This is a genomic window from Prochlorococcus sp. MIT 1304 (assembly GCF_047305015.1).
Lineage (GTDB): Bacteria > Cyanobacteriota > Cyanobacteriia > PCC-6307 > Cyanobiaceae > Prochlorococcus_A > Prochlorococcus_A marinus_E.
Genome location: NZ_CP138974.1, coordinates 622,120 through 647,734, shown reverse-complemented (window position 1 = coordinate 647,734; position 25,615 = coordinate 622,120). Strand labels below are relative to the sequence as shown.

General features: G+C 31.3%; 32 protein-coding genes and 1 tRNA gene. 12 read left to right on the top strand and 21 right to left on the bottom strand.

Annotated features, from left to right (window positions below; translation table 11 throughout):
- Nucleotides 1–10: 10 nt before the first annotated feature.
- Together SIB45_RS03530 and SIB45_RS03525 are read left to right on the top strand one after the other, a co-directional pair.
- Nucleotides 11–262 (top strand): Ycf34 family protein, encoded by a 252-nt coding sequence (locus tag SIB45_RS03530; RefSeq protein ID WP_011862185.1) that lies wholly within the window; start codon nucleotides 11–13, stop codon nucleotides 260–262.
- Nucleotides 263–271: 9 nt separating this feature from the next.
- Nucleotides 272–925, top strand: coding sequence for a hypothetical protein (locus tag SIB45_RS03525; protein WP_011862184.1), 654 nt, complete (start codon nucleotides 272–274; stop codon nucleotides 923–925).
- A 4-nt stretch (nucleotides 926–929) separates the two neighbouring features.
- Here SIB45_RS03525 and SIB45_RS03520 read toward each other — a convergent pair whose 3' ends face one another.
- From SIB45_RS03520 to rpaB, 5 genes are read right to left on the bottom strand one after another with little or no spacing between them, the layout of a single operon-like run.
- Nucleotides 930–1,550 (bottom strand): lysophospholipid acyltransferase family protein, encoded by a 621-nt coding sequence (locus SIB45_RS03520; RefSeq protein WP_011862183.1) that lies wholly within the window; start codon nucleotides 1,548–1,550, stop codon nucleotides 930–932.
- Nucleotides 1,551–1,555: 5 nt separating this feature from the next.
- Complete coding sequence (gene fabD / locus SIB45_RS03515) at nucleotides 1,556–2,452, bottom strand: ACP S-malonyltransferase (RefSeq protein ID WP_011862182.1); 897 nt, start codon at nucleotides 2,450–2,452, stop codon at nucleotides 1,556–1,558.
- Between the two features lie 14 nt (nucleotides 2,453–2,466).
- Nucleotides 2,467–3,474 (bottom strand): beta-ketoacyl-ACP synthase III, encoded by a 1,008-nt coding sequence (locus SIB45_RS03510; protein ID WP_011862181.1) that lies wholly within the window; start codon nucleotides 3,472–3,474, stop codon nucleotides 2,467–2,469.
- Nucleotides 3,475–3,527: 53 nt separating this feature from the next.
- Nucleotides 3,528–4,946, bottom strand: coding sequence for a phosphate acyltransferase PlsX (gene plsX / locus SIB45_RS03505; RefSeq protein ID WP_011862180.1), 1,419 nt, complete (start codon nucleotides 4,944–4,946; stop codon nucleotides 3,528–3,530).
- Entirely contained in the window at nucleotides 4,947–5,693 is a 747-nt protein-coding gene (gene rpaB, locus SIB45_RS03500) for a response regulator transcription factor RpaB (RefSeq protein ID WP_011862179.1), read from the bottom strand.
- A gap of 107 nt (nucleotides 5,694–5,800) precedes the next feature.
- Here rpaB and radA point away from each other — a divergent pair, with 107 nt between their 5' ends.
- Nucleotides 5,801–7,153, top strand: a complete 1,353-nt coding sequence (gene radA, locus SIB45_RS03495; RefSeq protein ID WP_011862178.1) for a DNA repair protein RadA — start codon at nucleotides 5,801–5,803, stop codon at nucleotides 7,151–7,153.
- Between the two features lie 4 nt (nucleotides 7,154–7,157).
- On the opposite strand, the gene SIB45_RS03490 is transcribed toward radA, so the two are convergent.
- Nucleotides 7,158–7,679 carry a photosystem I assembly protein Ycf3 gene (locus SIB45_RS03490; protein ID WP_011862177.1) on the bottom strand — a complete coding sequence of 174 codons (522 nt, stop codon included), beginning with the start codon at nucleotides 7,677–7,679 and terminating at the stop codon, nucleotides 7,158–7,160.
- A 121-nt stretch (nucleotides 7,680–7,800) separates the two neighbouring features.
- On the opposite strand from SIB45_RS03490, the gene SIB45_RS03485 reads away from it, so the two are divergent.
- Genes SIB45_RS03485 through SIB45_RS03475 form a run of 3 tightly spaced genes read left to right on the top strand, consistent with a single transcriptional unit; the run spans nucleotide 7,801 to nucleotide 11,693 of the window.
- Nucleotides 7,801–10,095, top strand: a complete 2,295-nt coding sequence (locus SIB45_RS03485) for a heavy metal translocating P-type ATPase (protein ID WP_011862176.1) — start codon at nucleotides 7,801–7,803, stop codon at nucleotides 10,093–10,095.
- Nucleotides 10,096–10,734: a dTMP kinase gene (tmk, locus tag SIB45_RS03480; protein ID WP_011862175.1), complete on the top strand. Its 639-nt coding sequence runs from the start codon at nucleotides 10,096–10,098 to the stop codon at nucleotides 10,732–10,734.
- Complete coding sequence (locus SIB45_RS03475) at nucleotides 10,731–11,693, top strand: DNA polymerase III subunit delta' (protein ID WP_011862174.1); 963 nt, start codon at nucleotides 10,731–10,733, stop codon at nucleotides 11,691–11,693. Before tmk ends, SIB45_RS03475 begins: the two co-directional genes overlap by 4 nt.
- Nucleotides 11,694–11,695: 2 nt before the next feature.
- Here the strand turns inward: SIB45_RS03475 and SIB45_RS03470 are convergent, their stop codons facing one another.
- Nucleotides 11,696–12,478, bottom strand: coding sequence for a response regulator transcription factor (locus tag SIB45_RS03470; RefSeq protein ID WP_011862173.1), 783 nt, complete (start codon nucleotides 12,476–12,478; stop codon nucleotides 11,696–11,698).
- A gap of 406 nt (nucleotides 12,479–12,884) precedes the next feature.
- Between SIB45_RS03470 and SIB45_RS03465 the strand changes: the two genes are divergently transcribed.
- Nucleotides 12,885–13,181: a hypothetical protein gene (locus tag SIB45_RS03465; protein ID WP_413682143.1), complete on the top strand. Its 297-nt coding sequence runs from the start codon at nucleotides 12,885–12,887 to the stop codon at nucleotides 13,179–13,181.
- A gap of 534 nt (nucleotides 13,182–13,715) precedes the next feature.
- Here the strand turns inward: SIB45_RS03465 and SIB45_RS03460 are convergent.
- The 6 genes from SIB45_RS03460 to SIB45_RS03435 all read right to left on the bottom strand — a co-directional run bounded on the left by SIB45_RS03460 (nucleotide 13,716) and on the right by SIB45_RS03435 (nucleotide 16,829).
- On the bottom strand, nucleotides 13,716–14,342 hold the full coding sequence (locus tag SIB45_RS03460) for a hypothetical protein (RefSeq protein WP_144038810.1): 627 nt from the start codon (nucleotides 14,340–14,342) through the stop codon (nucleotides 13,716–13,718).
- 38 nt (nucleotides 14,343–14,380) lie between these two features.
- On the bottom strand, nucleotides 14,381–14,740 hold the full coding sequence (locus tag SIB45_RS03455; protein ID WP_011862170.1) for a hypothetical protein: 360 nt from the start codon (nucleotides 14,738–14,740) through the stop codon (nucleotides 14,381–14,383).
- Complete coding sequence (locus SIB45_RS03450; protein ID WP_011862169.1) at nucleotides 14,737–15,186, bottom strand: hypothetical protein; 450 nt, start codon at nucleotides 15,184–15,186, stop codon at nucleotides 14,737–14,739. Before SIB45_RS03450 ends, SIB45_RS03455 begins: the two co-directional genes overlap by 4 nt.
- Nucleotides 15,187–15,752: 566 nt before the next feature.
- Nucleotides 15,753–15,824 (bottom strand) — tRNA-Asn (locus SIB45_RS03445).
- A gap of 49 nt (nucleotides 15,825–15,873) precedes the next feature.
- Nucleotides 15,874–16,548: an ABC transporter ATP-binding protein gene (locus SIB45_RS03440; protein WP_011862168.1), complete on the bottom strand. Its 675-nt coding sequence runs from the start codon at nucleotides 16,546–16,548 to the stop codon at nucleotides 15,874–15,876.
- Nucleotides 16,549–16,556: 8 nt separating this feature from the next.
- Nucleotides 16,557–16,829: a hypothetical protein gene (locus SIB45_RS03435; RefSeq protein ID WP_011862167.1), complete on the bottom strand. Its 273-nt coding sequence runs from the start codon at nucleotides 16,827–16,829 to the stop codon at nucleotides 16,557–16,559.
- A gap of 153 nt (nucleotides 16,830–16,982) precedes the next feature.
- Here SIB45_RS03435 and cysK point away from each other — a divergent pair, with 153 nt between their 5' ends.
- Together cysK and SIB45_RS03425 are read left to right on the top strand one after the other, a co-directional pair.
- On the top strand, nucleotides 16,983–17,951 hold the full coding sequence (gene cysK, locus SIB45_RS03430; RefSeq protein ID WP_011862166.1) for a cysteine synthase A: 969 nt from the start codon (nucleotides 16,983–16,985) through the stop codon (nucleotides 17,949–17,951).
- A 16-nt stretch (nucleotides 17,952–17,967) separates the two neighbouring features.
- Complete coding sequence (locus tag SIB45_RS03425) at nucleotides 17,968–18,645, top strand: J domain-containing protein (RefSeq protein WP_413682142.1); 678 nt, start codon at nucleotides 17,968–17,970, stop codon at nucleotides 18,643–18,645.
- A gap of 10 nt (nucleotides 18,646–18,655) precedes the next feature.
- Here SIB45_RS03425 and SIB45_RS03420 read toward each other — a convergent pair whose 3' ends face one another.
- Nucleotides 18,656–18,892, bottom strand: coding sequence for an NAD(P)H-quinone oxidoreductase subunit O (locus SIB45_RS03420; protein WP_011862164.1), 237 nt, complete (start codon nucleotides 18,890–18,892; stop codon nucleotides 18,656–18,658).
- Nucleotides 18,893–19,028: 136 nt separating this feature from the next.
- Here SIB45_RS03420 and SIB45_RS03415 point away from each other — a divergent pair, with 136 nt between their 5' ends.
- Entirely contained in the window at nucleotides 19,029–19,955 is a 927-nt protein-coding gene (locus SIB45_RS03415) for a TIGR01777 family oxidoreductase (RefSeq protein ID WP_011862163.1), read from the top strand.
- On the opposite strand, the gene SIB45_RS03410 is transcribed toward SIB45_RS03415, so the two are convergent.
- Genes SIB45_RS03410 through SIB45_RS03395 form a run of 4 tightly spaced genes read right to left on the bottom strand, consistent with a single transcriptional unit; the run spans nucleotide 19,906 to nucleotide 22,199 of the window.
- A complete protein-coding gene (locus tag SIB45_RS03410) occupies nucleotides 19,906–20,175 on the bottom strand; it encodes a hypothetical protein (protein WP_011862162.1) in 270 nt (89 codons plus the stop codon). The two genes, SIB45_RS03415 and SIB45_RS03410, sit on opposite strands and share 50 nt — an antisense overlap.
- Nucleotides 20,168–21,370, bottom strand: coding sequence for a lipid-A-disaccharide synthase-related protein (locus tag SIB45_RS03405; RefSeq protein ID WP_011862161.1), 1,203 nt, complete (start codon nucleotides 21,368–21,370; stop codon nucleotides 20,168–20,170). Before SIB45_RS03405 ends, SIB45_RS03410 begins: the two co-directional genes overlap by 8 nt.
- A gap of 1 nt (nucleotide 21,371) precedes the next feature.
- Nucleotides 21,372–21,800, bottom strand: coding sequence for a tetratricopeptide repeat protein (locus SIB45_RS03400; RefSeq protein ID WP_011862160.1), 429 nt, complete (start codon nucleotides 21,798–21,800; stop codon nucleotides 21,372–21,374).
- A gap of 6 nt (nucleotides 21,801–21,806) precedes the next feature.
- Entirely contained in the window at nucleotides 21,807–22,199 is a 393-nt protein-coding gene (locus SIB45_RS03395) for a HesB/IscA family protein (protein WP_011862159.1), read from the bottom strand.
- A 99-nt stretch (nucleotides 22,200–22,298) separates the two neighbouring features.
- Between SIB45_RS03395 and zds the strand changes: the two genes are divergently transcribed.
- Nucleotides 22,299–23,753 carry a 9,9'-di-cis-zeta-carotene desaturase gene (gene zds / locus SIB45_RS03390; RefSeq protein ID WP_011862158.1) on the top strand — a complete coding sequence of 485 codons (1,455 nt, stop codon included), beginning with the start codon at nucleotides 22,299–22,301 and terminating at the stop codon, nucleotides 23,751–23,753.
- A gap of 3 nt (nucleotides 23,754–23,756) precedes the next feature.
- The gene (locus tag SIB45_RS03385; protein WP_011862157.1) at nucleotides 23,757–24,227 is read left to right on the top strand and encodes an SRPBCC family protein; all 471 of its coding nucleotides are present in this window, start codon (nucleotides 23,757–23,759) and stop codon (nucleotides 24,225–24,227) included.
- On the opposite strand, the gene SIB45_RS03380 is transcribed toward SIB45_RS03385, so the two are convergent.
- The 3 genes from SIB45_RS03380 to SIB45_RS03370 are packed head-to-tail and all read right to left on the bottom strand — an operon-like array spanning nucleotide 24,220 to nucleotide 25,605.
- Nucleotides 24,220–25,017 carry a uroporphyrinogen-III synthase gene (locus SIB45_RS03380; RefSeq protein WP_011862156.1) on the bottom strand — a complete coding sequence of 266 codons (798 nt, stop codon included), beginning with the start codon at nucleotides 25,015–25,017 and terminating at the stop codon, nucleotides 24,220–24,222. The two genes, SIB45_RS03385 and SIB45_RS03380, sit on opposite strands and share 8 nt — an antisense overlap.
- Complete coding sequence (gene rbfA / locus SIB45_RS03375; protein ID WP_011862155.1) at nucleotides 25,004–25,396, bottom strand: 30S ribosome-binding factor RbfA; 393 nt, start codon at nucleotides 25,394–25,396, stop codon at nucleotides 25,004–25,006. The genes SIB45_RS03380 and rbfA overlap by 14 nt, the downstream gene beginning before the upstream one ends.
- Nucleotides 25,396–25,605, bottom strand: coding sequence for a DUF751 family protein (locus tag SIB45_RS03370; protein WP_011862154.1), 210 nt, complete (start codon nucleotides 25,603–25,605; stop codon nucleotides 25,396–25,398). The genes rbfA and SIB45_RS03370 overlap by 1 nt, the downstream gene beginning before the upstream one ends.
- Between the last annotated feature and the right edge of the window lie 10 nt (nucleotides 25,606–25,615).

The window sequence follows — 25,615 nt, the reverse complement described above, 5'->3', positions numbered from 1 at the left end:
TTTATTTATTATGTGCATTTGCATCAACTGTAAATGGGTTGATAGATGTATTACATATCATGATGTTGAAAATAATCATGGTGTTGATCACATTTGTGATCTACCTGATTTTAAAGCAAAAAAACCATTCATTCATGTCAGTATAGTTAAAGATAATAATGGTGATTATAAAACTGATTGGGATGTCCAATCTTGTGAAAGTTTTAAAAATGAATTTGGGAAATGGTCTAAATGTAACCCTGGCATGGAATTACCTGTTTAAAGGTAATAGATGACAAATAAACTAAAACAAAGAGAAAATTACCCTATACTAGTGATCTACAGCACAGACAATTCTTTTGGCTTTGGTTATAGAAAAAACAATAACTCTGAATCTGATCAATTATTCATCAAAAAATTTGATAACGACCTTTGCAACAATTTAATAAATGACCTTATCAAATTCATTTCCAAAGAAAATTTACAAAAAGTAAATAAGTTATCTGTTAGTGTAGGGCCTGCAAATTTTAATGCCTCACGACTTATTGTAGTTTTAGCAAGAACTATCTCACAACAAATAAATTGTCCTCTAGACAGTTTTAGTTCATTTGAAATAATGGCAAAAAGAATTGCATCAAAAAATAATATCTTCATAAACAAAAAATCATTCTGGATTTACAAAAAATTAAAACGAAAGGGTATTATTGCTGGTAAATATGAAATTTGTCATAACGAAAAAAATACCTCTGATCTAGTCATTCGAGAAACAGTTTTACCAAAAGTTATAAAAGAACTTGATAGCAAAGAACTTTTTTTTGAAGCTATTTATGATGCTAAAGAAGATTTAAAAGAACTATTAGATTTGTCTAATAAAAATTTATTAAATTCAAATGTAGATTCCTGGAAAACAGTTTTGCCTCTTTACCCTATTTCTCCAATTAACTAAATATTCATCCAATCAAATAATTAATTTCATCTTGAAGGCGCTTTGTTAAAGAATTTAGATCATCTCTTGATGAACTTTGTGGAGGTTGAAAAGGTTTTCCAACTTTAATAACTATTTTTGAAAATAAAGGAATACAGAATTTAAATCTCATTACCCTATGAGAATTAACTATTGCAACAGGCAATAATAATTTTTGATTTTTAAAAGCTAATAATGCTGCACCTTGTTTGGGCTTATTCACTCGACCATTTTTTTGACGAGTACCATCAATAAAAATTCCAATACAATTATCATTTGATAATTTTTTACATGCTGTTTTAATTGTATTTTTATCCGCAATTCCTCTTTTTACAGGATATGCTCCACAAGCCTTGATAATAAAGCCAAGAAAAGGCACTTTAAAAAGTTCTGCCTTAGCCATAAAAGATATATTACGTCCAAGTGCATGTCCTAACAAAGGAGGGTCAAGCAAAGAACCATGATTAGAAACAACTATAAAAGAATCTTTTTGCGGAATATTTTCTCTACCTATCAAACAACCTCTAAATACAAATTTATAAATTGGAAATACTAAAAGTTTGCTTACTAATTGATAGATTAATTTTTGAAAAACATCATTTTTCATAAAGATTAATATGATATTTGATCAGAAGATGAAACTTGAGAAATTTTTACATCTTTAAGATGTCTTTTTCCTAAACCGCTTAGTACATTAGAAGGGCCTATTTCAACAATATGAAGATCAGTATCTTTTGCCATTAAATCCATAGTTTCTCGCCACCTCACACCATTACACATTTGCTTTTCTAATCTAATTTTAAGCTCGTTGGGATCACTACAAAGTGAAGGTTCGTAATTGCTTATGACTGGGAAAGAGGGATTATTGAATTTAATCTGTTTTAAATATTCAGAAAATTTTGATGAAGGTTCATTCATAAATGGGGAATGAAATGCACCTGAAACATTTAATTTCAAGAATCTTTTACAAGAAATTTCTCTCGATAAATCATCTAATGCTTCAGCAGATCCGGATAAGACAACTTGGGAAGAACTATTATCATTAGCAATCACAATATCATCAATTTTTTGTACTAATAGATCAAGTTGATTTCTATCAAAACCAATTACTGCTGCCATAGATCCTTCCCCAGAATTTACCATTAATTGAGACCTTTCTTTTATTAGAGAAACACAATCTTCGAATGAAAAAACATCCGCACAATATAGTGCAGTGATTTCTCCTAGACTATGTCCAGCAACATAAGTTGGCTTAAAACCTTTCTTTTTTAAGGCATCTAATAAAATTGATTCAACCAAAAAAAGACATATTTGTGTATTTCTTGTGTTATTTAAATCGATAAGAGGATTTGTTGGTTCAGTATTTAACTCACAAATTTCAAATAAATTTCTCTCAAATATCTCAGATGCATAATTAAACCTCTCTTTTGTATTTGGCAAATTTTCAATTTGTTTTGCCATTCCAATTTTTTGCGAACCCTGTCCAGGGAATACCCATGCAACTGTCATAATGCTCCTTTTTTTTAACCCCATTTAATGAGGGCTGCACCCCAACTTAACCCAGCACCAAAACCACTTGTGGCAATAATATCATTTTGTTTAATTCTATTACTTCTAATAGCCTCATCTATCACTAGTGGAATTGTTGCTGCTGAAGTATTACCGTATTTTTCTAAATTGCTAAGAATTTTTTCTCTAGGGATTTTTAACCTATCTCCTACAGAGTCCAATATCCTTTGATTAGCTTGATGCAGTACAAGCCAATCAACTTCATCTGAAGTATAGTGCGTTTTATTAAACAACTTTTCAAGAATTATCGGAACTTCTCTAACTGCAAATTTATACACTTCCTGACCATTCATCTGAATTGGAGAAAAAGCTCCACTTAAAAAATCAATGTTATCAATTATTAAATCCTTATTATTTTTTGATGGGAGATTAAGAAAAGAACCCCTTTCTCCGTCAGTTCTCATATCAAAACCAATTAAATTATCAAATTGATTAGTGGCTTCAATTGCTAATGCACCCGCACCATCTCCAAAAAGAATGCAACTCCTTCTATCATTCCAATCAACAAAGCTTGATAGTTGATCTGCTCCTATAACAATAGCCCTTTTAAAACTACCACCTTTTAAAAATTGTGAGGTTGTAATTAAGGCAAATAAGAAGCCACTACATGCTGCAGTTAAATCAAAAGCTACAGCATTAGCTGCCCCTAATTTTGCTTGGATGGATGGCGCTGATCCAAATAAATCATGCGGAGTAGAAGTAGCTAAAACAATCAAATCAACTGTTTTAATATCCCAATTAGCCATTTCTATAGCAGTTAGAGCCGCCTTATAACCCATCTCATTAACATTATCTCCTAAGCTAGAGATTCTTCTCTCAGAAATTCCTGTTCTAGATTTTATCCATTCATTGCTTGTATCAACCTTTTGACTAATTTTTTGATTGGTTAATATTTGATCAGGCACATAACTTCCGCTTCCCTTGAATGATACTCCAATCTGATTAAAATCTATTCCTTCCAAAAGAGTTTTTTAGTTACTTATATTAGTCAAACATAAATTTGACTCATTATGTTTTATGAATTTAAAACTTGAAGCTTTTGCAGTTGATTTAAATTTTCCATAACACCATGATTCACTGCGGAGTGTGCCAAGCGAAGAGCACTAACTACTGATAAAGATTTGCTACTTCCATGACCAATAACGCAAATACCATTCACCCCAAGTAATAAAGCTCCCCCATGTTCGGCATGATCTAGCCTTTTCTTAATTCTAAGTAGATTACTTTTTAAAAAAGCTGAGCCAACTTTCCCCCGCCTTCCACGAGGTAGCTCAGATCTCAAAATGTCTAATAACACTCCTCCCACAGATTCAAGAAATTTCAATAATATATTTCCAGTAAATCCATCACAGACTACTACATCGAAATTACCTGATAATACATCTCTCCCTTCACAATTACCTCCAAAATCAAAACTTTTTTCAGAGGATAATAATTCAAATGTTTTTAGAGATAAATCATTACCTTTGCATTCTTCTTCTCCGATATTTAAAAGTCCAATTCTTGGTTTTTTTACTTGTAAGACATCTTTTGCATAAATATTACCTAGAAGAGCAAATTGATGCAGATAAGATGGTTTACAATCAGTATTTGCACCAACATCTAAAACTAATACCGGGCGAGTTTGATCTCTTGTTGGAAATAATGCTCCTATAGCTGGTCTATCAATCCCTTTCAATCGCCCAATTCTAAATATGGCAGAAGCCATCATGGCGCCTGAATTACCCGCTGAATAAACAGCTTCAGCTTTATTATTTCTCACTAAATCCATTGCAACGTTTATACTTGCATTTTTCCTTTTTCTAACTGCAGTAGCTTCTTCATTCATCCCAATAGGTTCTCCACTATCAATTAATTCAAGACGATTATTATCAATTTCATTTTCTAATAATTCTGCTAAACCTGTTTTTTCTGCTGCATCTTTAACTTCTTCAATTTTGCCGACGAATTTTATATTTATTGGAAATCTACTTATTGCTTCAAGGCAACCCTCAAGAATTGGACCAGGAGCATAATCTCCACCCATACCATCAACAGCGATCCAAATTCTTTTAGATTGAGATTCCTCCACCTTATCTAAAATATAATCGTTGTTTTGTAGTCTTTTTAATGGGTCAAAAACTAATGGCTGTAATGTATTTTTTGCTATTGAGCTAGCATTTGAAACGACACTACTTGCAGTATTCACAACAGATTCAGCGCTTGAAACTACATTACCTGCGACATTACCTGCAACATTACTCGCGACATTACTAGCTGTGCTTACGACGGAACCAGCACTAGAAACTACATTACCCGCCACATTACTAGCGGTTACTGCAGAACTAGCAGCAGTATCTACTATTGAAGTTACAGCCGAGTTTCTTTTATACCAGATAACTAATCTTCTAATAGCTCTGGGCTTATTAATTTTTTGTACACTTTCTTTTCCCATTTATTTACTGTCAAAAGAAGTAATATCTACAATTCTTTGAAAAAGATATCCTGTGCCCCTTGCTGTCAATATCAATTCAGGATTTGCAGGATCAGCCTCCAGTTTTGATCTTAATCTTGATATATGAACATCGACTACTCTTGTATCTACGTGTCGCTCAGGTGTATATCCCCAAACTTCCTTCAGAATTTCTCCCCTACTAAAAGGCTCGCCTGACCTACTTACCAAAAGCTCTAAAAGACTAAATTCCATACCGGTTAATCTAATTCTCTCATCACTTTTAAAAACTTGTCTTCGATTTGTATCAATTTTTATATCAGTAACTAAAATTAATCCTGAATTAGGCATTCCAGGAATTTGTTCTTTATCAATTCTTCTTAGAACACATCTAATTCTAGCTTCTAATTCCTTAGGGCTAAATGGTTTAACAACATAGTCATCAGCCCCTAATTCTAAACCTGTGATCCTGTCTGCAACATCTCCCAACGCAGTTAACATGACAATTGGAACATCAGAATCTTTCCTTAATTCTTGACAAACTCCATAGCCATCTAATTTTGGCATCATAACGTCAAGTACGACTAAATCAGGCTCATAATCTTTAAATAACTTTAGTGCTTCTTTACCATCACGAGCAGTTACTACTTTGTAACCAATCATGGAGAGGCGCGTCTCCAAAATTCTTCTAATACTTGCCTCGTCATCTGCGACAAGAATTGTTTCTTTAGTTTGACTAGATAGAGCCATTTGTTTCTATTAGCTAATCAGTAAGAGAATTAATTATTATCCTAATCTAACTTGTAGAGGGGCAATATCCCAAACATTCTAGTTCTAATACTTGATTCAAAAACTAAATGTCTAGCAAATTATCAACTTTTATTTGTCAGAATTGCGGATCTGAAACTTCTCAATATTTTGGTAGATGCTTAAATTGCAACTCATGGAATTCCATTGTTGAAGAAATAAAAAGTAAAAGATCTAATTATCAAGAAATTAAAAATAGTAAAAAATCTATATCATTTAACGAGATTTCATCAAAAAAAATATCAAGATTTACAAGTGGTTTTATGGAATTTGATCGAGTACTTGGAGGTGGAATCGTTCCTGGATCTGTTGTTTTACTTGGAGGAGAACCAGGCATAGGCAAAAGCACAATAGTTCTTCAATCAGCAGGAAAAATATCTCTAAATGAGAAAGTTTTATATATAACTGCAGAAGAATCTTTAGAACAAGTAAAAATTAGATGGGAAAGATTAAATCAAAATAGTATTGATTTAAAAATTTTTGCAGAAACCAATTTATCCCTAATTATTGAAGAAATCAAACGTTTAAATCCAAATTTCGCAATTATTGATAGTATTCAAGCCATCCACAATCATGAAATGCAAAGTGCTCCAGGATCGGTTTCTCAAGTTAGAGCCTGTTCATCTGAATTACAAAATCTTGCAAAAGAAAATAATATTGCGCTTCTAATAATTGGTCATGTAACCAAAGATGGTGCTTTAGCTGGCCCTAAAACTCTAGAGCATTTAGTTGATACAGTAATAAACTTTGAAGGAGATAATATTTCCTCACATAGATTACTAAGAAGTATAAAAAATCGATTTGGATCTACCTTCGAGATTGGAATTTTTGAAATGCTTGATGAGGGTTTACGAGAGATAAAAAACCCAAGTTCAATTTTTACAAATAAAGAAAATATTTCAGGTGTAACAACTACTATTACAAATGAAGGCACTCGACCATTAGCAGTTGATATACAAGCACTGGTAAATAAAACTTTCTACAGTAACCCAAGAAGGACTACCACTGGAATAAGTATCAATAGATTGCATCAAATCCTAGCTGTAATTGAAAAACATGTAGGGATAAAATTATCTGAATTTGATTGTTACATTGCTACTGGTGGGGGTTTTGAGATTAATGATCCTTCATCTGACTTAGGTGTAGCAATATCAATTTTATCCAGTTTGAAAAATATTCCTCCTTTGACTAGTTGCACATTTATTGGAGAATTGGGTTTGAGCGGTCAGGTTAGAAAATCTAATAACCTTCGAACAAAGATAGAAGAAGCTGTAAGACTAGGGATCAAAAATATCGTAGTGCCAAAACTAGAGGAGGAACTAAATAATAATTTTCAAAATTTAATAAATATCAAAGAGATATCCAATATTAAAGAAGCAGTTGACTATTCTTTATCAGTTTAAAAAATTAGAGATACATATCGATTGAACTTCTTCCTGAGTTTTTCAACCAATTCTCTATGTCTAGATAACCACCTGGGTATAATCTTACTGCTTTAGACCAGACTTCTGCAGCTTTATCAAACCAAATATCTCTCTGGTCTAAATCACCATTCTGCTCAGCATTTCTTCCCCTTTTTTCATAAATCAAACCTATATTTTTAAGGCATGATGGCTGTTTGGGATTTTCTACTAATGCTTTTTCATAAGTTTCAATAGACAGATCTTCTTCACCATTGCTCATGTATATTATCGCCATATTTTTTAAAGTCTCACCCCTATCAATTTTATTTTCTTCAAGTAGTAAACTCTCTTTGTAATACTCTAATGCTTCCGAATAATCCCCATTATTTTGTGCAGCTAGGCCATCTCTATAGTAGATATATGCTTTTTTTTCTTTCTCTGCAATAGGCATTATTTTTACTATTGATTCAGCAATTACTGTAAAAGCTTTATCGATAAAATTGTCTCTGTTTTGATTACTAGGCACTGCTCTAAAACTAATAAAGTTAATATAGTAATTTAAAAAATAACTATTTAAAAAGTCTATTACATTTATTATTATAGTTAAAAAATAGGCCGAGCATTAATTTGCTTCAACAGTGAAAAATATGGAAAGCATTCAATTAAGGATTACAGGAATGAAGTGCGGAGGTTGTGTTAGTACTGTTGAAAAAATATTAAATAATTCTGATGGTATTGAAAATGTTTCTGTAAACTTACTAACTGAAAGTGCATATTTTGAAATTACTCAGAAACATATCGAAATAGAAGCAGTTCTCAAAAATTTAAAAGAAAATGGTTTCCCTTCAAAGATTTACATAAATGATTTTTCAAAAAAAATAAATAAGGAAGAATTAGAAAAAAAAAAGAAGTGGAATAATCAATGGAAAAAACTAACTTTTGCTTTATTACTTTTATTATTTTCAGGTTTAGGTCATCTAGCAGAGGGAAGATATATAAATTTTCCGATATTAGGTAATATTTTTTTTCACGCTTCATTAGCAACATTAGCTCTATTATTTCCTGGCAGAGAAATAATTATTAATGGGTTTAAATCATTTATTAAGAACCGTCCTGATATGGATTCTCTAGTAGCTCTTGGAGTAACTAGCGCATATATAACAAGTCTTCTATCTTTAATATTTCCTGCCACTGGTTTTCCTTGTTTTTTTAATGAACCAGTTATGTTGTTAGGTTTCATATTGATTGGGCGTTTCTTGGAGGAAAGAGCAAGATATCAAACTGGTTCATCCATTGGAGAGTTATTAGATCTTCAACCTGAAATGGCAAATATCTATACAGAAGATAATCAAATAAAATCAATAAGGGTAAACACTTTAAGACCTAATCAAGAGATTCAAGTTTTAGCAGGAGACAGAGTACCTGCTGACTGCATTGTTACTCAAGGTAATTCATATGTTGATGTTTCACATATCACTGGAGAATCTAAACCTATCGAGGTAAAAGAAGGCGAAAATCTATCTAGTGGATCTTTAAATCTTAATTCAACACTCAGACTTAAAGTACAAAAGGTCGGAGGGGATTCTTCTCTTGCAAAACTAGTAAATCTTATTGAGTCTGTAAACGCTAGAAAACCTCGCATTCAAAGAATTGCTGATGAAATTGCAGGCAAATTTACTTACTTTGTACTTATTTTTGCTACTTTAACCTTCTTCTTTTGGTGGCAAGGGGCAAGAAACATTTGGCCAGATTTATTAAGTCATAATCATCAATTCATCACTCACTCAAGCCATACACTTCATAGTTCGCTTGGTAGTAATGCTGAGAACTTCCTTAGTTTAGCCATTCAATTGTCAATTGCTGTTTTAGTAATAGCTTGTCCTTGTGCATTAGGTTTAGCCACCCCAACTGTAATAACTGTCGCATCAGGTAAAGCAGCAAAAAAGGGGGTTCTATTTAAAGGTGGGGACAAAATAGAAATGGCTTCAAAAATTAATCACATTATTTTTGACAAGACAGGTACATTAACAAAAGGTAAGCCTTTCATCGTTGATTATAAAAATAATGATGATTATTCTTTTTTATTAAAAGTAGCTGCCAGTTTAGAAAAGGAAAGCAGACATCCAATTGCAGATGCGTTAATTCAAGAAGCCAAAAAACAAAATTTAAGTTTATTTCCAATAAAAAAAATTGTCACTCATTCAGGCCGGGGGATTTCTGGAGAACTAGAGTCAATTGATGGACTCATAAATATTGGAAATATTGAATGGCTACTAAGTAAAGGAATAATTATTGATAGTGATGCAAAAAAAGTAATTGAAAATGAAGAGACAAAAACTAACACTATTATTGGAGTAAGTATTAAAGATAAATTATTAGGCTTTATCTTCCTAGGAGATTTACTCAGAGATGATTCTATTAAAACAGTGCAAAATTTAAGAAAAAACAAATTTAAAATTAATATTTTAAGTGGAGATAGAAAACAAACGGTTTTAGCTTTAGCAAAAAAAATTGGTTTTAAAGAAGCAGAAGTAAAATGGGATCTTCTTCCTGAAATGAAGCTAAAGACTATAGAAAATTTAAAAATTGATAACAAAGTAGCAATGATTGGTGATGGTATTAATGATGTCCCTGCCTTAGCATCCTCAGACTTAGGAATTGCGGTGGGATCAGGGACTCAAATAGCCAAGGCAAATGCAGATGTAGTCTTGATGGGAGATCAACTAAATGGATTACCCTACGCCTTAAATCTCGCAAAAAAAACTATAAGAAAAATAAAACAAAATCTAACATGGGCTTTTGGTTACAACTTACTAGCTATACCTATAGCCGCCGGCATTTTATTCCCTAAATACGGTATTCTTCTTACTCCCTCAATAGCAGCATTATTGATGGCTATTAGCTCTATTACAGTTGTAATTAATGCTTTATCTTTGGATTAAATGAAAGGAAAATTTATCGTTATTGAGGGTATTGATGGATGTGGTAAAACTACCCAAATAGATGAACTATCTAAATGGCTTCCTATTAGTGGTCTACTAAAGAAAGAGTCTAAATTAATCACAACTAGAGAACCTGGAGGCAGTCTTTTAGGAAAAAAACTTAGAAGACTGATTCTTGATAATAATGAAAATAACAAGCCTTCATCTCTTGCAGAATTATTGCTTTATTCAGCGGATAGAGCTGAACACGTTTCAAAAATTATTTTGCCAGCATTAAATAATAATGATTGGGTAATAAGTGATAGATTTTCCGATTCCACACTGGCTTATCAAGGTTATGGAAGAAATATAAATTTAGAAATAATTAAAAATATTGAATCTATTGTGTGTCAAGGAGCATCTCCAGATCTCACTTTCTTCTTAGAAATTTCTCCAGAAGAGAGCATATTCCGAAGAAAAAATGAAATTCCAGACAGAATAGAATCAGAAGGTATTAGATTTTTAGAAAGAGTAAATGAAGGCTTCAAACTAATTGCCAAACAAAAAAACTGGAAAGTAATATCTGCTTCACAAAATATTAAAACTATTTCTAATCAAATTAAAGAGACTTTGCTAAACAATTTTTCCAATGCCAAATGATTGAGGTTAAAAAAAATAATTTTTTCTTAAATGAAGAAGTCAATACTATTCTTAAGAACATAATTAAAAACAAATCATTTACTAATGGCTATATATTTTATGGTGCTGAAGGATTAGGCAAAAAGCAAACTGCCCTTCAATTTATACAAGAGATTTTCAAAGAGTCTTCACCAAGCGAAAATATTGAAGAGCGAATTACAAACAATAACCATCCTGATTTTTTAATTATTGAACCTGATTCTCTTTTGGCAACCAAAAGTTCAGGTAGTTTCGATCCTGAAAAAACATTAAAAAGTGGATATGAGATTATTAAAATTGCTCAAATACGTAATATCAAAACTTTTCTTAGTCAAAAATCAATAAACTCAGAAAAAAAAATTGTTTTGATTATTGATGCACACCTCTTAAACGAAGCAGCCTCAAATTGTCTTTTAAAAACTTTAGAAGAACCTAGTAACGGCATTTTTATTTTACTAACGTCTAAATTAAACCTTCTCTTAGATACGATCATCTCAAGATGTCAAATCGTCAGATTTCGATCTTTTTCTAATAAACAAATAAAATCAATTTTAAAAGAATATTTAGACACTTCTAAGTTAAAGATCAATGCAAAATTAAAATTCGAAGATTTGATAAACTCTGCAAATGGATCTCCAAATCAATTATTGAAAAATATTGAAATTTGGAACGATTTTTCAGATGAAATTATAAGTAAATTAGATTCTCCAGTTAAAAGTAGTCTGGAAATATTAGAAATATCTAAATCAATATCTGAAAAATTCGAAATTTCTCAACAAATTTGTTTAGTAAATTTAATACAAACAATTTGGTGGAGAAAAACAAAAAACATCAGGTTAGTTAAAAAACTTGAAAATTTAAAATACCTATTAAGAAAAAACATTCAACCAAGGTTGGCTTGGGAAATAACTTTATTAAAAATTTCAATAGATGATATATGAGATTAATCTACTGCAGAATTTATCAAGTCAGGATTTCTTGCTTGAATGAACTCTTGCCTAGCAGTTTCTACTTGAGAACCAATAGGTAACTCGAGACAATATCCAGCACCGTATACAGTTTTTATATAAATAGGTTTTCGTGGATCGGGTTCAAGTTTAGTGCGCAAGTGTCTAATATGAACTCTTATTGTCTCAATATCATCATCAGGTTCATATCCCCATACTTCTTTGAGAATTAATGCTGGTGATACAGTTTGGCCATGTCTCTGCAAAAGACAATGAAGAAGCTCAAATTCAAGATGAGTTAATCTAACAGGAGATTCAAACCATATAGCTTCGAATCTTTCAGGAACAAGAGTTAAAGGGCCATAATTTAATATTTCTTGCTGGTTACTAGAATTTAGTTGTGCTCTGTTTGTTCTTCTTAATAGAGCTTTTATGCGTACATGTAATTCTTCTAAATCGAATGGTTTAGTAATGTAATCATCTGCTCCAGAATTAAACCCAGTAACTTTATCTTTAAGACCCCCTAACGCAGTTATCATCAAAATTGGTATATTTGATGTTCTTTCATCTCTTCTTAGTCGCTGGCATAAAGTTAAACCATCAACACTTGGTAGCATTAAATCTAAAAGTATTAAATCAGGTGAATATTGAAGGGCTAATGCTTGTCCTTTAATTCCATCTTCAGCTTTTTGGACATCGAAACCAGAATGTTCTAAATGCCTAGCCACCAGATCGCGCATGTCACGATCGTCTTCAATTAAAAGAATTGAAATTTTCATATTTATCAACTATTAAATTAAAATTAAGTTTTTGTAATATGATTCTCTCAAGAATTTATAAAGATTGCTGAATTACTGTAAACAATTTTATCAATTAGATTTATCAAATAACTTAGTGATAGTAATGGATTAAGTAGAAATTACAAATTTTTAAAAAGTTGAAATTTTAGAATTTCTTTCGATTCTATTTACTTTTTCTTAATAATCAAAGGATTATTAGAAACAAATAATGGTTCAAATTGAAAGAATATCTAATTCAGATTGCCATTATAAGGTTTAAAAAATTGAATTAATAAATAGAGATTTGCAATTTTCAAGTAGGAATTAGCTAAGTTTAATATTTTTAATTTCTCCAAAATGTTTGAAATTATAATTTTGTCTATATTAAAAAAAAATTTAAGTATCTATGAAAAAAAAGTCTATTGTCTATTCAGATTTATCAAAAAAACAACTAGAAATTCTTAAAGAACTTTACATTCAAAAAAAAGTTGAATCGATGAGTCATCAAGAACTTAAACAATATGTATTAGAAATTATTTCCCATCAGATAAACGATACTATTGGCAAAGAAGAGGAAATGGAAGCATGGAGAGAAATGTCAGATTTCTTTGAAGAACAATTTGAAATAATTATCCTAGAAATACAAACAAAATACATTGACGATAAAAACGTAATTGAAACAGAAATAGATTCTCAGAAGTAAAGAATAGAATTACTTGAAAGGAATAATTTGGATCAAGAGAAAAAGGATATGTGGGATGACTAGAGTTTCCTGAATGGTGTAATAATTCAAACGATATCAACAAAAAATATGTCTTAATTTAAAAATGAAAATCAAAGAACTTTTTTTCATTTTTGTGGTGAATTAAGTTAATGTTCTAATTACTGTTCTCAAAAACATTTCTTATAATTTTAGAATTTTTTATTATAAATAATATAAACTTTGATATTTTATATGTTCTATATACTGTTCTTAATACTACATCAAATATTCTTGATTACATATTCTGCTAACTTGTATTTGACTAAAAAGAGGTCAAAGAAATAAAAAAGTCACCTTTTTAAAGTGACTTTGGATAACTTTTTGGTATTTATAAACTCCCCGGGCGAAAGTCGGTGTAACAAAATAAGTCTTGATATGACATGCTTTGTCATGACATATATGAAATAAATTAGAAAATGGACGAATATTTTGACGAAGAAATTTTTCCTGATTAAATCTTAAAATTAACTTTTTTCAAAGTTGGTATCCTCCACAACTTCCAAAATTACGACTTAACTTTTCAAATAAATTTTGCTGCCGAAGAACACCTTCTTGATAATTATTCTTATAAAGTTTTATCAAGACTTTTCTCTCCCAACTCTTTTCTGGAAACTTGTTCCACATACATGAACATAGTTCCTCTACTTTTAATGCATTTGGATTACTTCCTTCGAAAGTATTCATTGGAGGGAGCGGTTCTTTGCAATAGATTTTTTTATCTGAACTATCGAAGTAGGATTTTTCTCTAAAAGGAATATCTTTTATTGGTTCATCCTCTTCTCCAAACCAACCATCTAATGCAAGAAGCATTATGAAATCTGTTGCTTCTTTCTCCGGATAAGACATATTAATCCAAGTGACAATCATGTTTCTACAACCGCCCATTTTTGCTATCAATTTATTCTGTTCTTCTATTTCTTTTTGATTAGTTCCGCCTTTGTAGGTTGAGATTAATAAATTACCAAATTCCGGATCATTTTCTTTTTCCTTCTCCATCATATTTTCAATGACATCTAGAGTGAAAAATCCTTCTTGCCAAAGGCACTTATATTCAGCGAGTTGAAACTTTACTGCATCATTAGCATTTGCAGTATGAGACATAAGACCGAAAAACAAACTTATCAATAAAAATCTTTTCATTATCTGCGACGACCTAGATCTATTAATTTGGTTGTCTTAGCGCAAATATCAACATCTATCCATTCCATATTTGCAGTATGAGTTGGCATATCCTCTTTTGCAGCAACAGTATATTTACACTCATTGAAGACATCTTTTTGATAAACCCAATACCAAGGGAATTTGTAAAATTTATTCTCTTTAATTCTTTCTGTAAGCATCTCCCAGTAAGTTTCATTAACTAATTTAATTGCTGCTTTTTCTCCTTCAGAACATTCACCTTGCGATTCTGGGCAGGTATATTTGTGCCTTTGATATTGCTCTGCATTAGCAGGAAACAATAAAGCAAAAAATAGACTTATTAAAAATATTTTTTTCATTCTTTAGGTGAATTATTTGTTTTACTTAATTTCAAAAAATCATTTTGTTTATCTACTATTAGATAAATTAAAACTCCAATAGGAGCAAAAGCATCAATAATAATTTTGATTGGTGTTGAATAAGGAGGATTTGGCAAAGCACTCATAAAGATGAATGCATTGAAACCAAGGAGAACTGACCAAGCGAGTATAAAGTATTTGGATTTTAAAAACTTAGGTTTTACATAGATAGAAGCAAGAAAACATACGACATAAAATATCAATGTTTGCCATAGATGAGTTCCCCAACTGTCCATCTTTAAACCAAACATTGATTCTTGTATTCTTGCAAGTAGTAGCAACGGAAATTTGACTAAAGTTCCTGCCAAAAATCCTGCAGGAATAAAGAATATAAATCTCACAATTTCTAATAATTTTTTCCCAACTTCTTTAGCAGTCTCTTTCAAAATAGTTAATTGTTTATTTTTAATTATCCCGTCAATGTAAAAAAGAACAAATTAGTATTAATAGGAATTAATACTGTAGATATTTGTGCCATTGTTCCAGTAAGTTATATACATCAGAAACTCCTCACACACTAATTTCTGATAACCAAACACCCTTTTCTCTAAATTAGGGTGTTTTTTAATGCAACTAAGTCGTAAAAGGTATAACTGGTATATGTGTCGAATAAGTAACATTACCAAACCCCTTTAACAAAAAAGAAATATGCGTAATAAGTTATAGATGTGTGTAGGAGAGGTTTTACTGAAACAGTGGAAACAAGGAAACACTTCATTTAGTAAAACCAGAAAAAGATCTCTAGAAATAGGGGTCTTTTTTTATGTCTTATTAGTGATAAAAATATGGACGAATATTTTCACCAAAAGACGAATAAAAAGACGAATACTGGACTAATAGAATTGCACTACAATGTCACCATTCGTCTAGACATTTTTCTCTTATAACTGATTGACTGACATAAAAAAAGTCACCTAAGGGTGACTTTGTATGACTTTTCGAGACTTTAAAACTCCCCGGGCGGGATTCGAACCTGCGACCAATCGATTAACAGTCGATCGCTCTACCGCTGAGCTACCGAGGAATATAGAATGAATTTAGCTCTTTAAAGTACCTTATGACAAGTACAAAAGTTAATTATATTGAAATTTTGATGGTTCTTGCCAGCTAGATAAAAATCCATTTTTCAACTCTGCTACTGCATCAGCATAAGTTAATTCTTCATAACGATGAGTAATCCACAAAGCTGATAAAGGTTTTATATGGTCACTTGTAAGATTTTTAATAGTTTGTAAAACTTTTAATTGGCTGGTTTGATCAAGTAACGCTGTAGGCTCATCTAAAAGAATAAAATTTCTATTACTAATCAGAGCGCATGCAATAGTTAAGCGTTGTTTTTGTCCACCGCTCAAAGTATGAACTGGCCTTTTTTCAAAACCAGTCATTCCTACCTGATCAAGCACATATTCAATTTTTTTATTAATTTCATTTTGACTTATATTCTGATTAATATTAATCAGAAGTTCACTCCTACAATTTGGCATCAATATTTGATGGTCAGGGTTTTGAAACACCATGCCAACATTAGCATTGGAATCAATTGCACCATTTTGGGGTTTGATTATTCCATTAATTAATTTTAAAAGAGTACTTTTTCCGCTTCCGTTTTTACCAACGACCATCCAAAATCCAGGTTTTTTTATTGAAAAGTTACATTGAAAAATTAAATTTTCTTTCTCTCCAGGATATGAAAAAGAAACATCTTTAAATTTAATATGAGGTATTTCACTTTCAAGGGAATCTCGCATTAATTTTATCAATCTATATCTAGAGAAAAACCTGGTCTTTTAGCTCCTCCTGCTACTGAAGATTTTTCATATATCTGTACAGAAATGATTTCTTTAGCTCTTACAGTAATTAATTTATCTTGCACTTTGTCACAACTTAATTCGATCAAGTTTGAGGATTCTAAAGTTTCATTCATAGCAGTTTTTATTTCATCATAAATTCTTTTAACATCATCAAATTCTTTCTTCTGAATTGAAAGTGGAAAAGGCGAATATCTCAGACTTAGTTCCAGAGAATACATAATAATTATAAAAACTACCTTTTATAATAGTAAATTTTTTTAGGCAGAAAGTTATTTTTAATTAAATTCTTTTGAGAAAATTTTATAAAAGATCTACAAATACATTTATCATGTATTTAGAAGATTGTATTTTTAAATTTAAAAAATCATTTCATGGAAATAGCAAATGATATAACTTCTCTTGTTGGAAATACCCCATTAGTTAGATTAAATCGAATTAGAAATCATTTTAATTGCTATCCAGAAATAATAGCCAAATTAGAAAGTTTCAATCCATCAGCGTCCGTGAAGGATCGCATCGCTTATTCAATGTTATGCAAAGCAGAAGAAGACGGTTTGATAAAACCAGATAAAACAACATTGATTGAAGCTACAAGTGGTAATACGGGCATCGCATTAGCAATGGTTGCTGCAGCAAAAGGCTATAAATTGATATTAACTATGCCGGATACGATGAGTATTGAGAGGAGGGCAATGTTGAGAGCATATGGAGCTGAATTACAGTTAACGCCTGGGAAAGAAGGAATGAAAGGAGCTTTAGATTTAGCTAATGAGTTGTCTTCAACCATTGCAAATAGCTATCAATTTAATCAATTTGAAAACTTTGCTAATCCGGATATTCATGAAAGAACAACGGCACAAGAAATATGGTCTCAATCCAATAACAATTTAGATGGACTCGTTACAGGAGTAGGAACAGGAGGAACAATCACGGGTTGCGCACGTTTCCTGAAAAAAGTTAATCCAAATTGCAAAATTTATGCTGTAGAGCCCCAAAAAAGTGCTGTGATTTCTGGAGAAAAAGCTGGATCTCATTCGATTCAAGGAATAGGAGCAGGTTTCGTGCCGAAAGTACTGGATACTAAATTAATTGATGAAATTATAAAAATAGATGACGATGAAGCATTTTATTATGGGCGTTTATTAGCTCGATTGGAAGGCCTTTTATCTGGCATAAGTAGCGGTGCAGCTCTAGCAGCAACTATTAAAATCGGTGAAAGGAAAGAACTAACTAACAAAAGATTGATAGTTATTCTTCCAAGTTTTGGTGAAAGATATTTATCAACAGCAATGTTTGAATCTAATACTTCAATTCAAGCCAGAAAAGATGGTTATCTCTAATCCATAATTTATAAAAATGGAAAAAAATTTATATGAAGAATTAGGCCTCAAAAAAAATGCAACCAGAAGTCAAATCAAATCTTCATATCGCTCTTTAGTAAAACAACATCATCCTGATAAGGGGGGGGAAAAAGAACGATTTCTGGCAATACAAAATGCCTGGGAGACTCTAAATGACCCTATCAAAAAAGAACAATATGATAGAAGTTTTGTCTCTTCCAGTTCATCATTTGATTCATTAAATGAAAATTGGGAAAAAAAAATTAATTCAAAAAAATATAATTCGTCAATTAAAGACAAAGAAGTTGAAACATGGATTAAAGAAATTTACAGTCCAATCAATAGATTAATTAGTCAAATAATTAAACCTTTGAACAACGAAACAAAAGAACTATCTGCGGATCCATATGATGACCAACTAATGGAAAATTTCTGCAGTTACATAAATCTTTCACAAAAAAAAATAGAAAAAGTTGAAAAAATTTATAACAAAAAAATAGTTCCAAAGGCTATTTCAGCTTTAGGCCTTGATCTTTATCATTGTTTTTCACAAGTTAAAGATGCACTATCAGAGTTTGATAGATATACACAAGGATATGTAGATAATTACTTATTTGATGGTAAGGAAATGATCAAAGAGGCAAAAAGAATCCAATCAAAGATGTCTACAGAGAAAAAAAATAAAAACTTTTAGATACAAAACTTTATTGCAAATATTCTTTGAGTTGTTCTAATTTAAACCAAACATCTGGGACAGGTCTGCGCCATCGAATCTGAGCATATTCGTCTTTGACTGAGAGTATCTCTCCAGGACCTTCAAACACATAATTAGGTAAATCGTGATCACTAGCTAGAGCCTCGATACTTTTTATATAATTTTCTTTATCGACAAAAACTAAGCTTCCTTTCTTGAGAGGTTTCTTTGGAATAGAATCTGTCATAATAAATTCAAGAAAGTTATTTGAAATTTATTATACAAAAACTTTTTTGAAAAATATTAAAAAAAATTTATACCGGAATAACAATGACAAACGTCTTAAAAATTTAATAGCCTTAAATGATAAACATTAATATGGTATGCGTCTTTTACTACTTGGCTGCACTGGATTTGTTGGGAAAGAGTTAGTTCCAACACTACTTAATGAAAATCACGAAATATACATTGTAAGTAGAAAACCCATTAGTAAATTAAAGGTTGATTTAGATTTCAACAAATTTAAGTTTTTTCAAACAGATTTATCAAAAGAAAAAAACTGGAATAACGAAAATCTTCTAAATATTTTAAGAGAGACCGATGGAATTATTAACTTGATGGGAGAACCTATAGCAGAAAAAAAATGGACTTCTGAACAAAAACAGGAGATTGAAAATAGTCGTATTAAAACGACAAAATTTATGATGAAGACCCTTAAAAATTTAAAAATAAACCCAAAAGTCATTATAAATGGATCAGCAATAGGTTATTACGGTACAAGTTTGTCTGGTGAATTCACTGAAAATAGTATTGGAGGAAAAGACTTTTTAGCTAATCTTTGCAAAAAATGGGAAGCGGTCGCTGATGAAAAACCATTTTTCTCAAGGTTAGTTATTTTTAGAATTGGAATAGTTCTAGAGGCAGACGGAGGGGCATTAGGGAAAATGCTCCCTATATTTAAAGTTGGATTAGGTGGACCAATTGGAGATGGTAAGCAATGGATGAGTTGGATTCATAGAACTGATTTATGTGCATTAATTACTCAAGCATTAGTTGATAAAAAGTATTCAGGAGTATTTAATGCTGTTGCACCAAATCCAGTATTAATGAGAGAGTTTTCTCAGACTTTAGGCAAATGTCTGAATAGACCTAATTTACTTCCAGTGCCTGGAGCGGTTTTAAAAATATTGTTAGGAGATGGAGCAAAAGTTGTATTGGAAGGACAAAAAGTAATAAGCAGTAAACTCAAAAATTATACTTTTAAATATCCTCTTCTTGAGAAAGCAATTTACGCTTCCACCAAGAACTAATACCGTTTACTAAAGCACCAAAAATAAGAATTGTTATCAATGGAACTATAAGAGGATTCCAAACTATCTGAATAAAATTAATAAAAATAAATATGCCATTAAATTGCATGATGATTGCAAAAATAAAAAATATTGCAAAAAAAATGACTGTAAATAAATTTATTAATAACAAATTATCGATAATTTGTTTTAACTTATTTTGATTATTCTCCTTAATCATTTTTTATAACAATATTCATATCATCAACCATTTTAAAACAAGCTTTGTTTTCACCCAGTCTTTTTTTAGCATTTTCATTGCATGAGATCATAAACTTCTTATTCAGCTGTATAAGGTATATTATTTTTATGATCAATTTTATTGTCTGATTGATTTGATCATTCTTATCTTTATATTTAGTGGCACAAAAAACATATTTTCCAAGCAAACGTCTCTGAGCTTCTGCAAAAGTTCTCGTAAATTGTGGACCTTTACCTTCAATCTGAATAACCGGTTTTCCTAATCCAATCGCTTGCTCTGCTGCTGTTCCTGCCATGCTGATACAGCATCTACTTTTCAATAATATTTTGTCAAAATTATTCCAATATATGTTCACTTCTAAAAATTTATATTGGAATTTCAAGAGATTATTATTTTTTATATTTTCTATTTTTAACCATCCTCTTTTTTGAAATATCTCCTTTATTTTTAATGAAGAAAGAGCATTAACTATTGCAAAATTAAACTTAATTTTTTGAAAATATCTTAAATCTGATAATGCCTCTAATACCTCTAAAATCAAAACAAAATTATCTAAAATCTCAGGGAATCTACTTCCTGGAAATAATCCAATACTAAATTCAGCTTTATTTAATTCTTTTTTTCTAGGAAAAAACTTATCCATAAATGGGTTTCCTAAAAAAGACACTTTCTTTTTTAATTGCAATGTTAAATCATTAGCTGTAAGGGAATCTCTCGTATATATTTTTTTTGCTTTTTGTGAGAGCAAGAAAAATTTAGAAGGCCATGGTAATTTCAACTTTCCTTCATAATGGCTGGAATAAGCTACTAGATATGTGAAAAAATCTTTCTTACAAACCCATGCAAAAAAAACTGGCACAATATCTCCAACTACAAAAAAATAATCATATTTTTTTCTTATTTTAAAAGTTAAATATAATCTTTTTAAGACATAAAATATTTCTCCTCCTAATATCTCAGTAAGTCTTCCCTTGAAAGAATTATAGCCAATTCCTCCAGTGCTAAATTCTTTAGTTTTACCGATAATTTTAATTTGTTCTTTTTCGTAATGGTTTCCCATACCAACAATTGGCAAAGCATGAACAGAATAACCACTTTTTACGAATTGTTTAGCTATTAGACTGCCAGATAGATCTTCTCCATGCCCATTACTCAATATTAAAATCTTAAACAATTTAAAATTCCAACCATTTTTTTACTTTGGTTAACTCAGGCCAATCTGGATATCTACTTAATCCGTCTTCAACAGATTCTTTCAACTCACTTTTCACATCTGGCATCATCATAGACATTTTTTTTATTAACTCAATATGATCCCTAACACCTTTATTATTGGTAGCCAAAAGAGCTAAAGACAAATTCATTCTTGCTTGTGGATCTTGCTGATTTAAACGAACAGCTTGTCTAGCAGCTGACAAAGCTTCTTCATTATTTTTCAAAAGTAATTGAAGCCATGATAAACAAGTCCAAGCAGCAAAATGATTTGGAATTTGCTGTATAATTTTTTGAAAATCTTGAACGATTGGAATTAAATCTTGCCCTGCTTTATATCTTGATAAAGCTGCATTAAAATCCTCTTCGATGGGATTAATTTCGTTAGTCATTATCTATTAAACTGCGAAGGAGCTTCCACAACCACAAGTTTGGGAGGCATTGGGATTTACAAAATTAAAGCCACCTCCAATTAATTCCTTACTAAAATCTAACTGCATTCCATAAATATATAAAAGACTTTTAGGATCACAAACCACTTGAAAGCTTTGATCAGCTTTTAATGAATAATCATAAACATTATCATCGTGATTTATTTCATCAGTTCCTATAAAATCCATCGTATAACTCATCCCACTACAACCGCCTGATCTTACTCCTACTCTTAGTGCTTTTTTATCACTTTGGCCCTTCAATAAATTTGAAATTTGTTCTATAGCATCATTCGTAATTAAGATACCTTTGCCATCATCAGAATTTTTAATTTCCTGTTTAATTTCTACATTTTCCATAAACAAAGGATTTCTACTATTTATAATATAAAAACTTAATCGATAGGATGCATAGAACAAACATTATCCAAACTTGATTTGTTATAATTTTAAGAAAAAGTGAAAATTGCAATAGTTGGTTCTGGATTAGCTGGTCTTACAGCAGCAGTCAATTTAGTTGATGAAGGTCACGAAGTAGAAATTTACGAGAGCAGGTCATTTTGGGGAGGTAAAGTTGGAAGTTGGGAAGATAAGGATGGCAACCACATAGAAATGGGTTTACATGTATTTTTTTACAATTATGCAAACCTTTTTAAATTAATGAAAAAAGTGGGAGCTCTGGACAATTTACTCCCTAAAGATCATACTCATCTATTTATCAATAATGGTGGTAATTTAAAATCTTTAGACTTCAGATTCCCTTTAGGTGCTCCATTTAACGGACTTAAAGCTTTTTTTACCACCGAACAACTTACTTGGGTGGATAAGTTCAGAAATGCCTTAGCTTTAGGGACAAGTCCGATCGTTAGAGGATTGATAGACTATGAAGGCGCAATGAAAATAATAAGAGATCTAGATAAAATTAGTTTTAAAGAATGGTTTTTAAACCATGGTGGAAGTGAAAAAAGTTTAGAAAGAATGTGGGATCCTATCGCGTATGCATTAGGTTTTATTAATTGCAAAGATATTTCAGCAAGATGCATGCTAACTATATTCATGATGTTTGCTTCAAAAACAGAAGCTTCAAAACTTAATCTTTTAAAAGGTTCCCCACATAAGTGGTTAACTCAACCTATCGTGGACTACATAACAAGCAAAGGAGCAGAAATACATCTTAACCATAAGGTAGAAGAAATCATTTTTGAAAAGGAATCTTCCTCTTATTCAGTAAATCAATTAAAAATATCTTCTCCTGAAGGAATTAAAACAGTATTTGCAGATAAATTTCTAGCTGCCTGTGATGTTCCTGGAATAAAAAAAATAATTCCCAAGGAATGGTATCAATTTAAAGAATTTGAAGGTTTAAAAAAACTTAGAGCTGTAGCTGTTGCCACAATCCAATTAAGATATGACGGTTGGGTTACTGAATTACAAAAAGATAATACTGGAAACAAACCAATTGGACTAGATAACCTTCTTTATTCTGCTGATGCCTCTTTCAGTTGTTTTGCTGATTTAGCACTAGCAAGTCCAGCAGACTATAGAAAAAAAGATATGGGATCGCTTCTCCAATGTGTTTTAACTCCTGGCGATAGATGGATGGGAAGATCCACAGAAAGAATTACAAAAGAAATTGATAAAGAAGTTCGCCGTCTATTCCCATCCTCAAAAAACCTTAAATTGCTTTGGAGTAACGTGGTACAAATTCCACAATCACTCTATAGAGAAGCTCCAGGTATGGAACCTTTCAGACCCGATCAAAAAACATCTATATCTAATTTCTTCATGGCTGGTAGTTATACAAAACAAGATTATATAGACTCTATGGAGGGAGCCACAATGAGTGGTCATTTAGCTGCCGCTGCAATTTTAGAGAAGAAAGCCGAATTAGCAAAAAATCTTGCAGTAAGTTAATTAATGGGTACTTGGCTAAAACATGACGTAATAACAGTTGTTAATGCGCCTCTTGAAAATGTATGGGACACATGGAGCGATTTGGACTCAATGTCACTTTGGATGAGCTGGATTGAATCTGTAAAAACAGTTGACGAAGAAACTAATACGTTACCAGATTTAACAGAATGGACTTTAGCTGCAAATGGCTTTAGATTTAAATGGAAAGCTCAAATTACAGAAAGGGTTGAAAAAAGCAAACTTAAATGGAAATCAATAGGAGGTTTACCAACTGAGGGATCAGTAGTTTTCGAAAGTAAAACTGATCAAATCACAACGGTAAATTTAGCAATAACTTATGAGCTACCTAAAATGATCGCACGGTTTATGGAAGAAAATATATTAGGCAAAATGGTAACAAACGAATTACAGGCCAATATTGATAGGTTCAAAGATTTAGTTGAAAAGAACTATTCAAAAAAATTTTCTAACTAAAAATATTAATTGCCAGATCTAGCAGTCCTTCAAAGGTATATTTTTGTGCCTGACTATCAACTCTTCCAAAAATCTTGTTACATATTTTTGTTGTCTGAGGTCCAATAGATAACAACTTAATCTGATCAAAATAATCTAACCATTGTTTACCAAGTTTTTTTTCTAGTAAAAAAGCAGCATTTACTACGGTTTTACCGCTTGAGAAAATAATTGCATCTACTTTTCGATTAGAAATAATATCAATTGTTTCTTCCGGAATTGAGTCAGGACATCTAGTTTCATATGCAGCAACCTCAAATACACGAGCACCAGCCATTCTAAATTGATCTGCAATTAGATCCCTACCACCTGTCTGAACTCTTGGTACAAAAACTCGAAGTCCATAACCAGATACTGGGAAATTATCAATTAAACTTTCAGCAACAAATTCTGGAGGTATGAAATCAGCCTTAATCCCAAAATCATCAAGAGTTTTAGAGGTTTTTTCTCCGACTACGGCTATTTTTGTTTTTTTAGAACATTCTTTTAATGAACTATTAAAGTATCTAAGTCTTTTATCTACAAATTTAATCCCATTACTACTGGAAAAAATAATCCAATGAAAATCATTTATTTGATTTAATGCTTCGTCAAGAGGATTCAAATCATCAGGATCACCAATACTTATTGCAGGCAAATCAAATACATTAGCGCCCTTGCTTGTGAAAATCTTTTTTATATCCAATATCCCTTCTTTTGATCGAGTAATTATTATATTTCTTTGATCAAGGGGTAGATTAACTTTTGGCATCCTTTTCCTCAACATTATTATTTTGATTTTTATTTTTTAATTCATCAAGAAGTTTCAAGACTGATAATCCTTTATCAAGAACAACATCGTCTTTAAAAATTATCTCTGGAACTCTTCTCATCTCAATTCTTTTTCCTAAACTATGCCTTATAGAGCTTTTAGCAGTATTCAAGTTTTCCACAATCTCTTTCCTGACTTTCTCTTCAGCAGTTGAAGTTATGTAAATTTTACAGTGTTGCAAATCACCTGATAAGTCAATCTTAGAAATATTGACGAAATGATCTCTAATGAGATCATTTTCCAAATCATTCTGCAAAATAAGGGTTATTTCTTTCTTCAAAAGAGAAGAAACTTTTGCAAGACGGTAATTATTTGGCATTATGGTTGTAAATTTATTGGGTTTGTCATCGCTTGCAAGACAAAATAAACAGTTATGAAAGCACTTAAGACAGAAGATATCAACCCTACTATTGTGAGTGGATTTGATCTATTCTTGAATAAAGGTTCAAGCAAAGCAACAAGTCCCCCAATAATGATAGATATCAAATACTTTGGATATCTCGCAACATTAGAGAAAAATTCGCCCATCAGCTCCACA

Coding starts and splice junctions, on each gene's coding strand:
- SIB45_RS03465 (WP_413682143.1), top strand. CDS start 12,885: ATGAAAAAAAAGTCTATTGTCTATTCAGATTTATCAAAAAAACAACTA.
- SIB45_RS03370 (WP_011862154.1), bottom strand. CDS start 25,605: ATGGGCGAATTTTTCTCTAATGTTGCGAGATATCCAAAGTATTTGATA.
- SIB45_RS03420 (WP_011862164.1), bottom strand. CDS start 18,892: ATGACAGATTCTATTCCAAAGAAACCTCTCAAGAAAGGAAGCTTAGTT.
- SIB45_RS03455 (WP_011862170.1), bottom strand. CDS start 14,740: ATGAAAAAAATATTTTTAATAAGTCTATTTTTTGCTTTATTGTTTCCT.
- plsX (WP_011862180.1), bottom strand. CDS start 4,946: ATGGGAAAAGAAAGTGTACAAAAAATTAATAAGCCCAGAGCTATTAGA.
- SIB45_RS03485 (WP_011862176.1), top strand. CDS start 7,801: ATGGAAAGCATTCAATTAAGGATTACAGGAATGAAGTGCGGAGGTTGT.
- SIB45_RS03380 (WP_011862156.1), bottom strand. CDS start 25,017: ATGCCAAAAGTTAATCTACCCCTTGATCAAAGAAATATAATAATTACT.
- SIB45_RS03415 (WP_011862163.1), top strand. CDS start 19,029: ATGCGTCTTTTACTACTTGGCTGCACTGGATTTGTTGGGAAAGAGTTA.
- rbfA (WP_011862155.1), bottom strand. CDS start 25,396: ATGCCAAATAATTACCGTCTTGCAAAAGTTTCTTCTCTTTTGAAGAAA.
- SIB45_RS03410 (WP_011862162.1), bottom strand. CDS start 20,175: ATGATTAAGGAGAATAATCAAAATAAGTTAAAACAAATTATCGATAAT.
- SIB45_RS03395 (WP_011862159.1), bottom strand. CDS start 22,199: ATGGAAAATGTAGAAATTAAACAGGAAATTAAAAATTCTGATGATGGC.
- tmk (WP_011862175.1), top strand. CDS start 10,096: ATGAAAGGAAAATTTATCGTTATTGAGGGTATTGATGGATGTGGTAAA.
- radA (WP_011862178.1), top strand. CDS start 5,801: ATGTCTAGCAAATTATCAACTTTTATTTGTCAGAATTGCGGATCTGAA.
- SIB45_RS03440 (WP_011862168.1), bottom strand. CDS start 16,548: ATGCGAGATTCCCTTGAAAGTGAAATACCTCATATTAAATTTAAAGAT.
- SIB45_RS03475 (WP_011862174.1), top strand. CDS start 10,731: ATGATTGAGGTTAAAAAAAATAATTTTTTCTTAAATGAAGAAGTCAAT.
- SIB45_RS03525 (WP_011862184.1), top strand. CDS start 272: ATGACAAATAAACTAAAACAAAGAGAAAATTACCCTATACTAGTGATC.
- SIB45_RS03520 (WP_011862183.1), bottom strand. CDS start 1,550: ATGAAAAATGATGTTTTTCAAAAATTAATCTATCAATTAGTAAGCAAA.
- SIB45_RS03460 (WP_144038810.1), bottom strand. CDS start 14,342: ATGTCTCATACTGCAAATGCTAATGATGCAGTAAAGTTTCAACTCGCT.
- SIB45_RS03400 (WP_011862160.1), bottom strand. CDS start 21,800: ATGACTAACGAAATTAATCCCATCGAAGAGGATTTTAATGCAGCTTTA.
- SIB45_RS03425 (WP_413682142.1), top strand. CDS start 17,968: ATGGAAAAAAATTTATATGAAGAATTAGGCCTCAAAAAAAATGCAACC.
- cysK (WP_011862166.1), top strand. CDS start 16,983: ATGGAAATAGCAAATGATATAACTTCTCTTGTTGGAAATACCCCATTA.
- SIB45_RS03530 (WP_011862185.1), top strand. CDS start 11: ATGTGCATTTGCATCAACTGTAAATGGGTTGATAGATGTATTACATAT.
- rpaB (WP_011862179.1), bottom strand. CDS start 5,693: ATGGCTCTATCTAGTCAAACTAAAGAAACAATTCTTGTCGCAGATGAC.
- SIB45_RS03385 (WP_011862157.1), top strand. CDS start 23,757: ATGGGTACTTGGCTAAAACATGACGTAATAACAGTTGTTAATGCGCCT.
- SIB45_RS03435 (WP_011862167.1), bottom strand. CDS start 16,829: ATGTATTCTCTGGAACTAAGTCTGAGATATTCGCCTTTTCCACTTTCA.
- SIB45_RS03470 (WP_011862173.1), bottom strand. CDS start 12,478: ATGAAAATTTCAATTCTTTTAATTGAAGACGATCGTGACATGCGCGAT.
- fabD (WP_011862182.1), bottom strand. CDS start 2,452: ATGACAGTTGCATGGGTATTCCCTGGACAGGGTTCGCAAAAAATTGGA.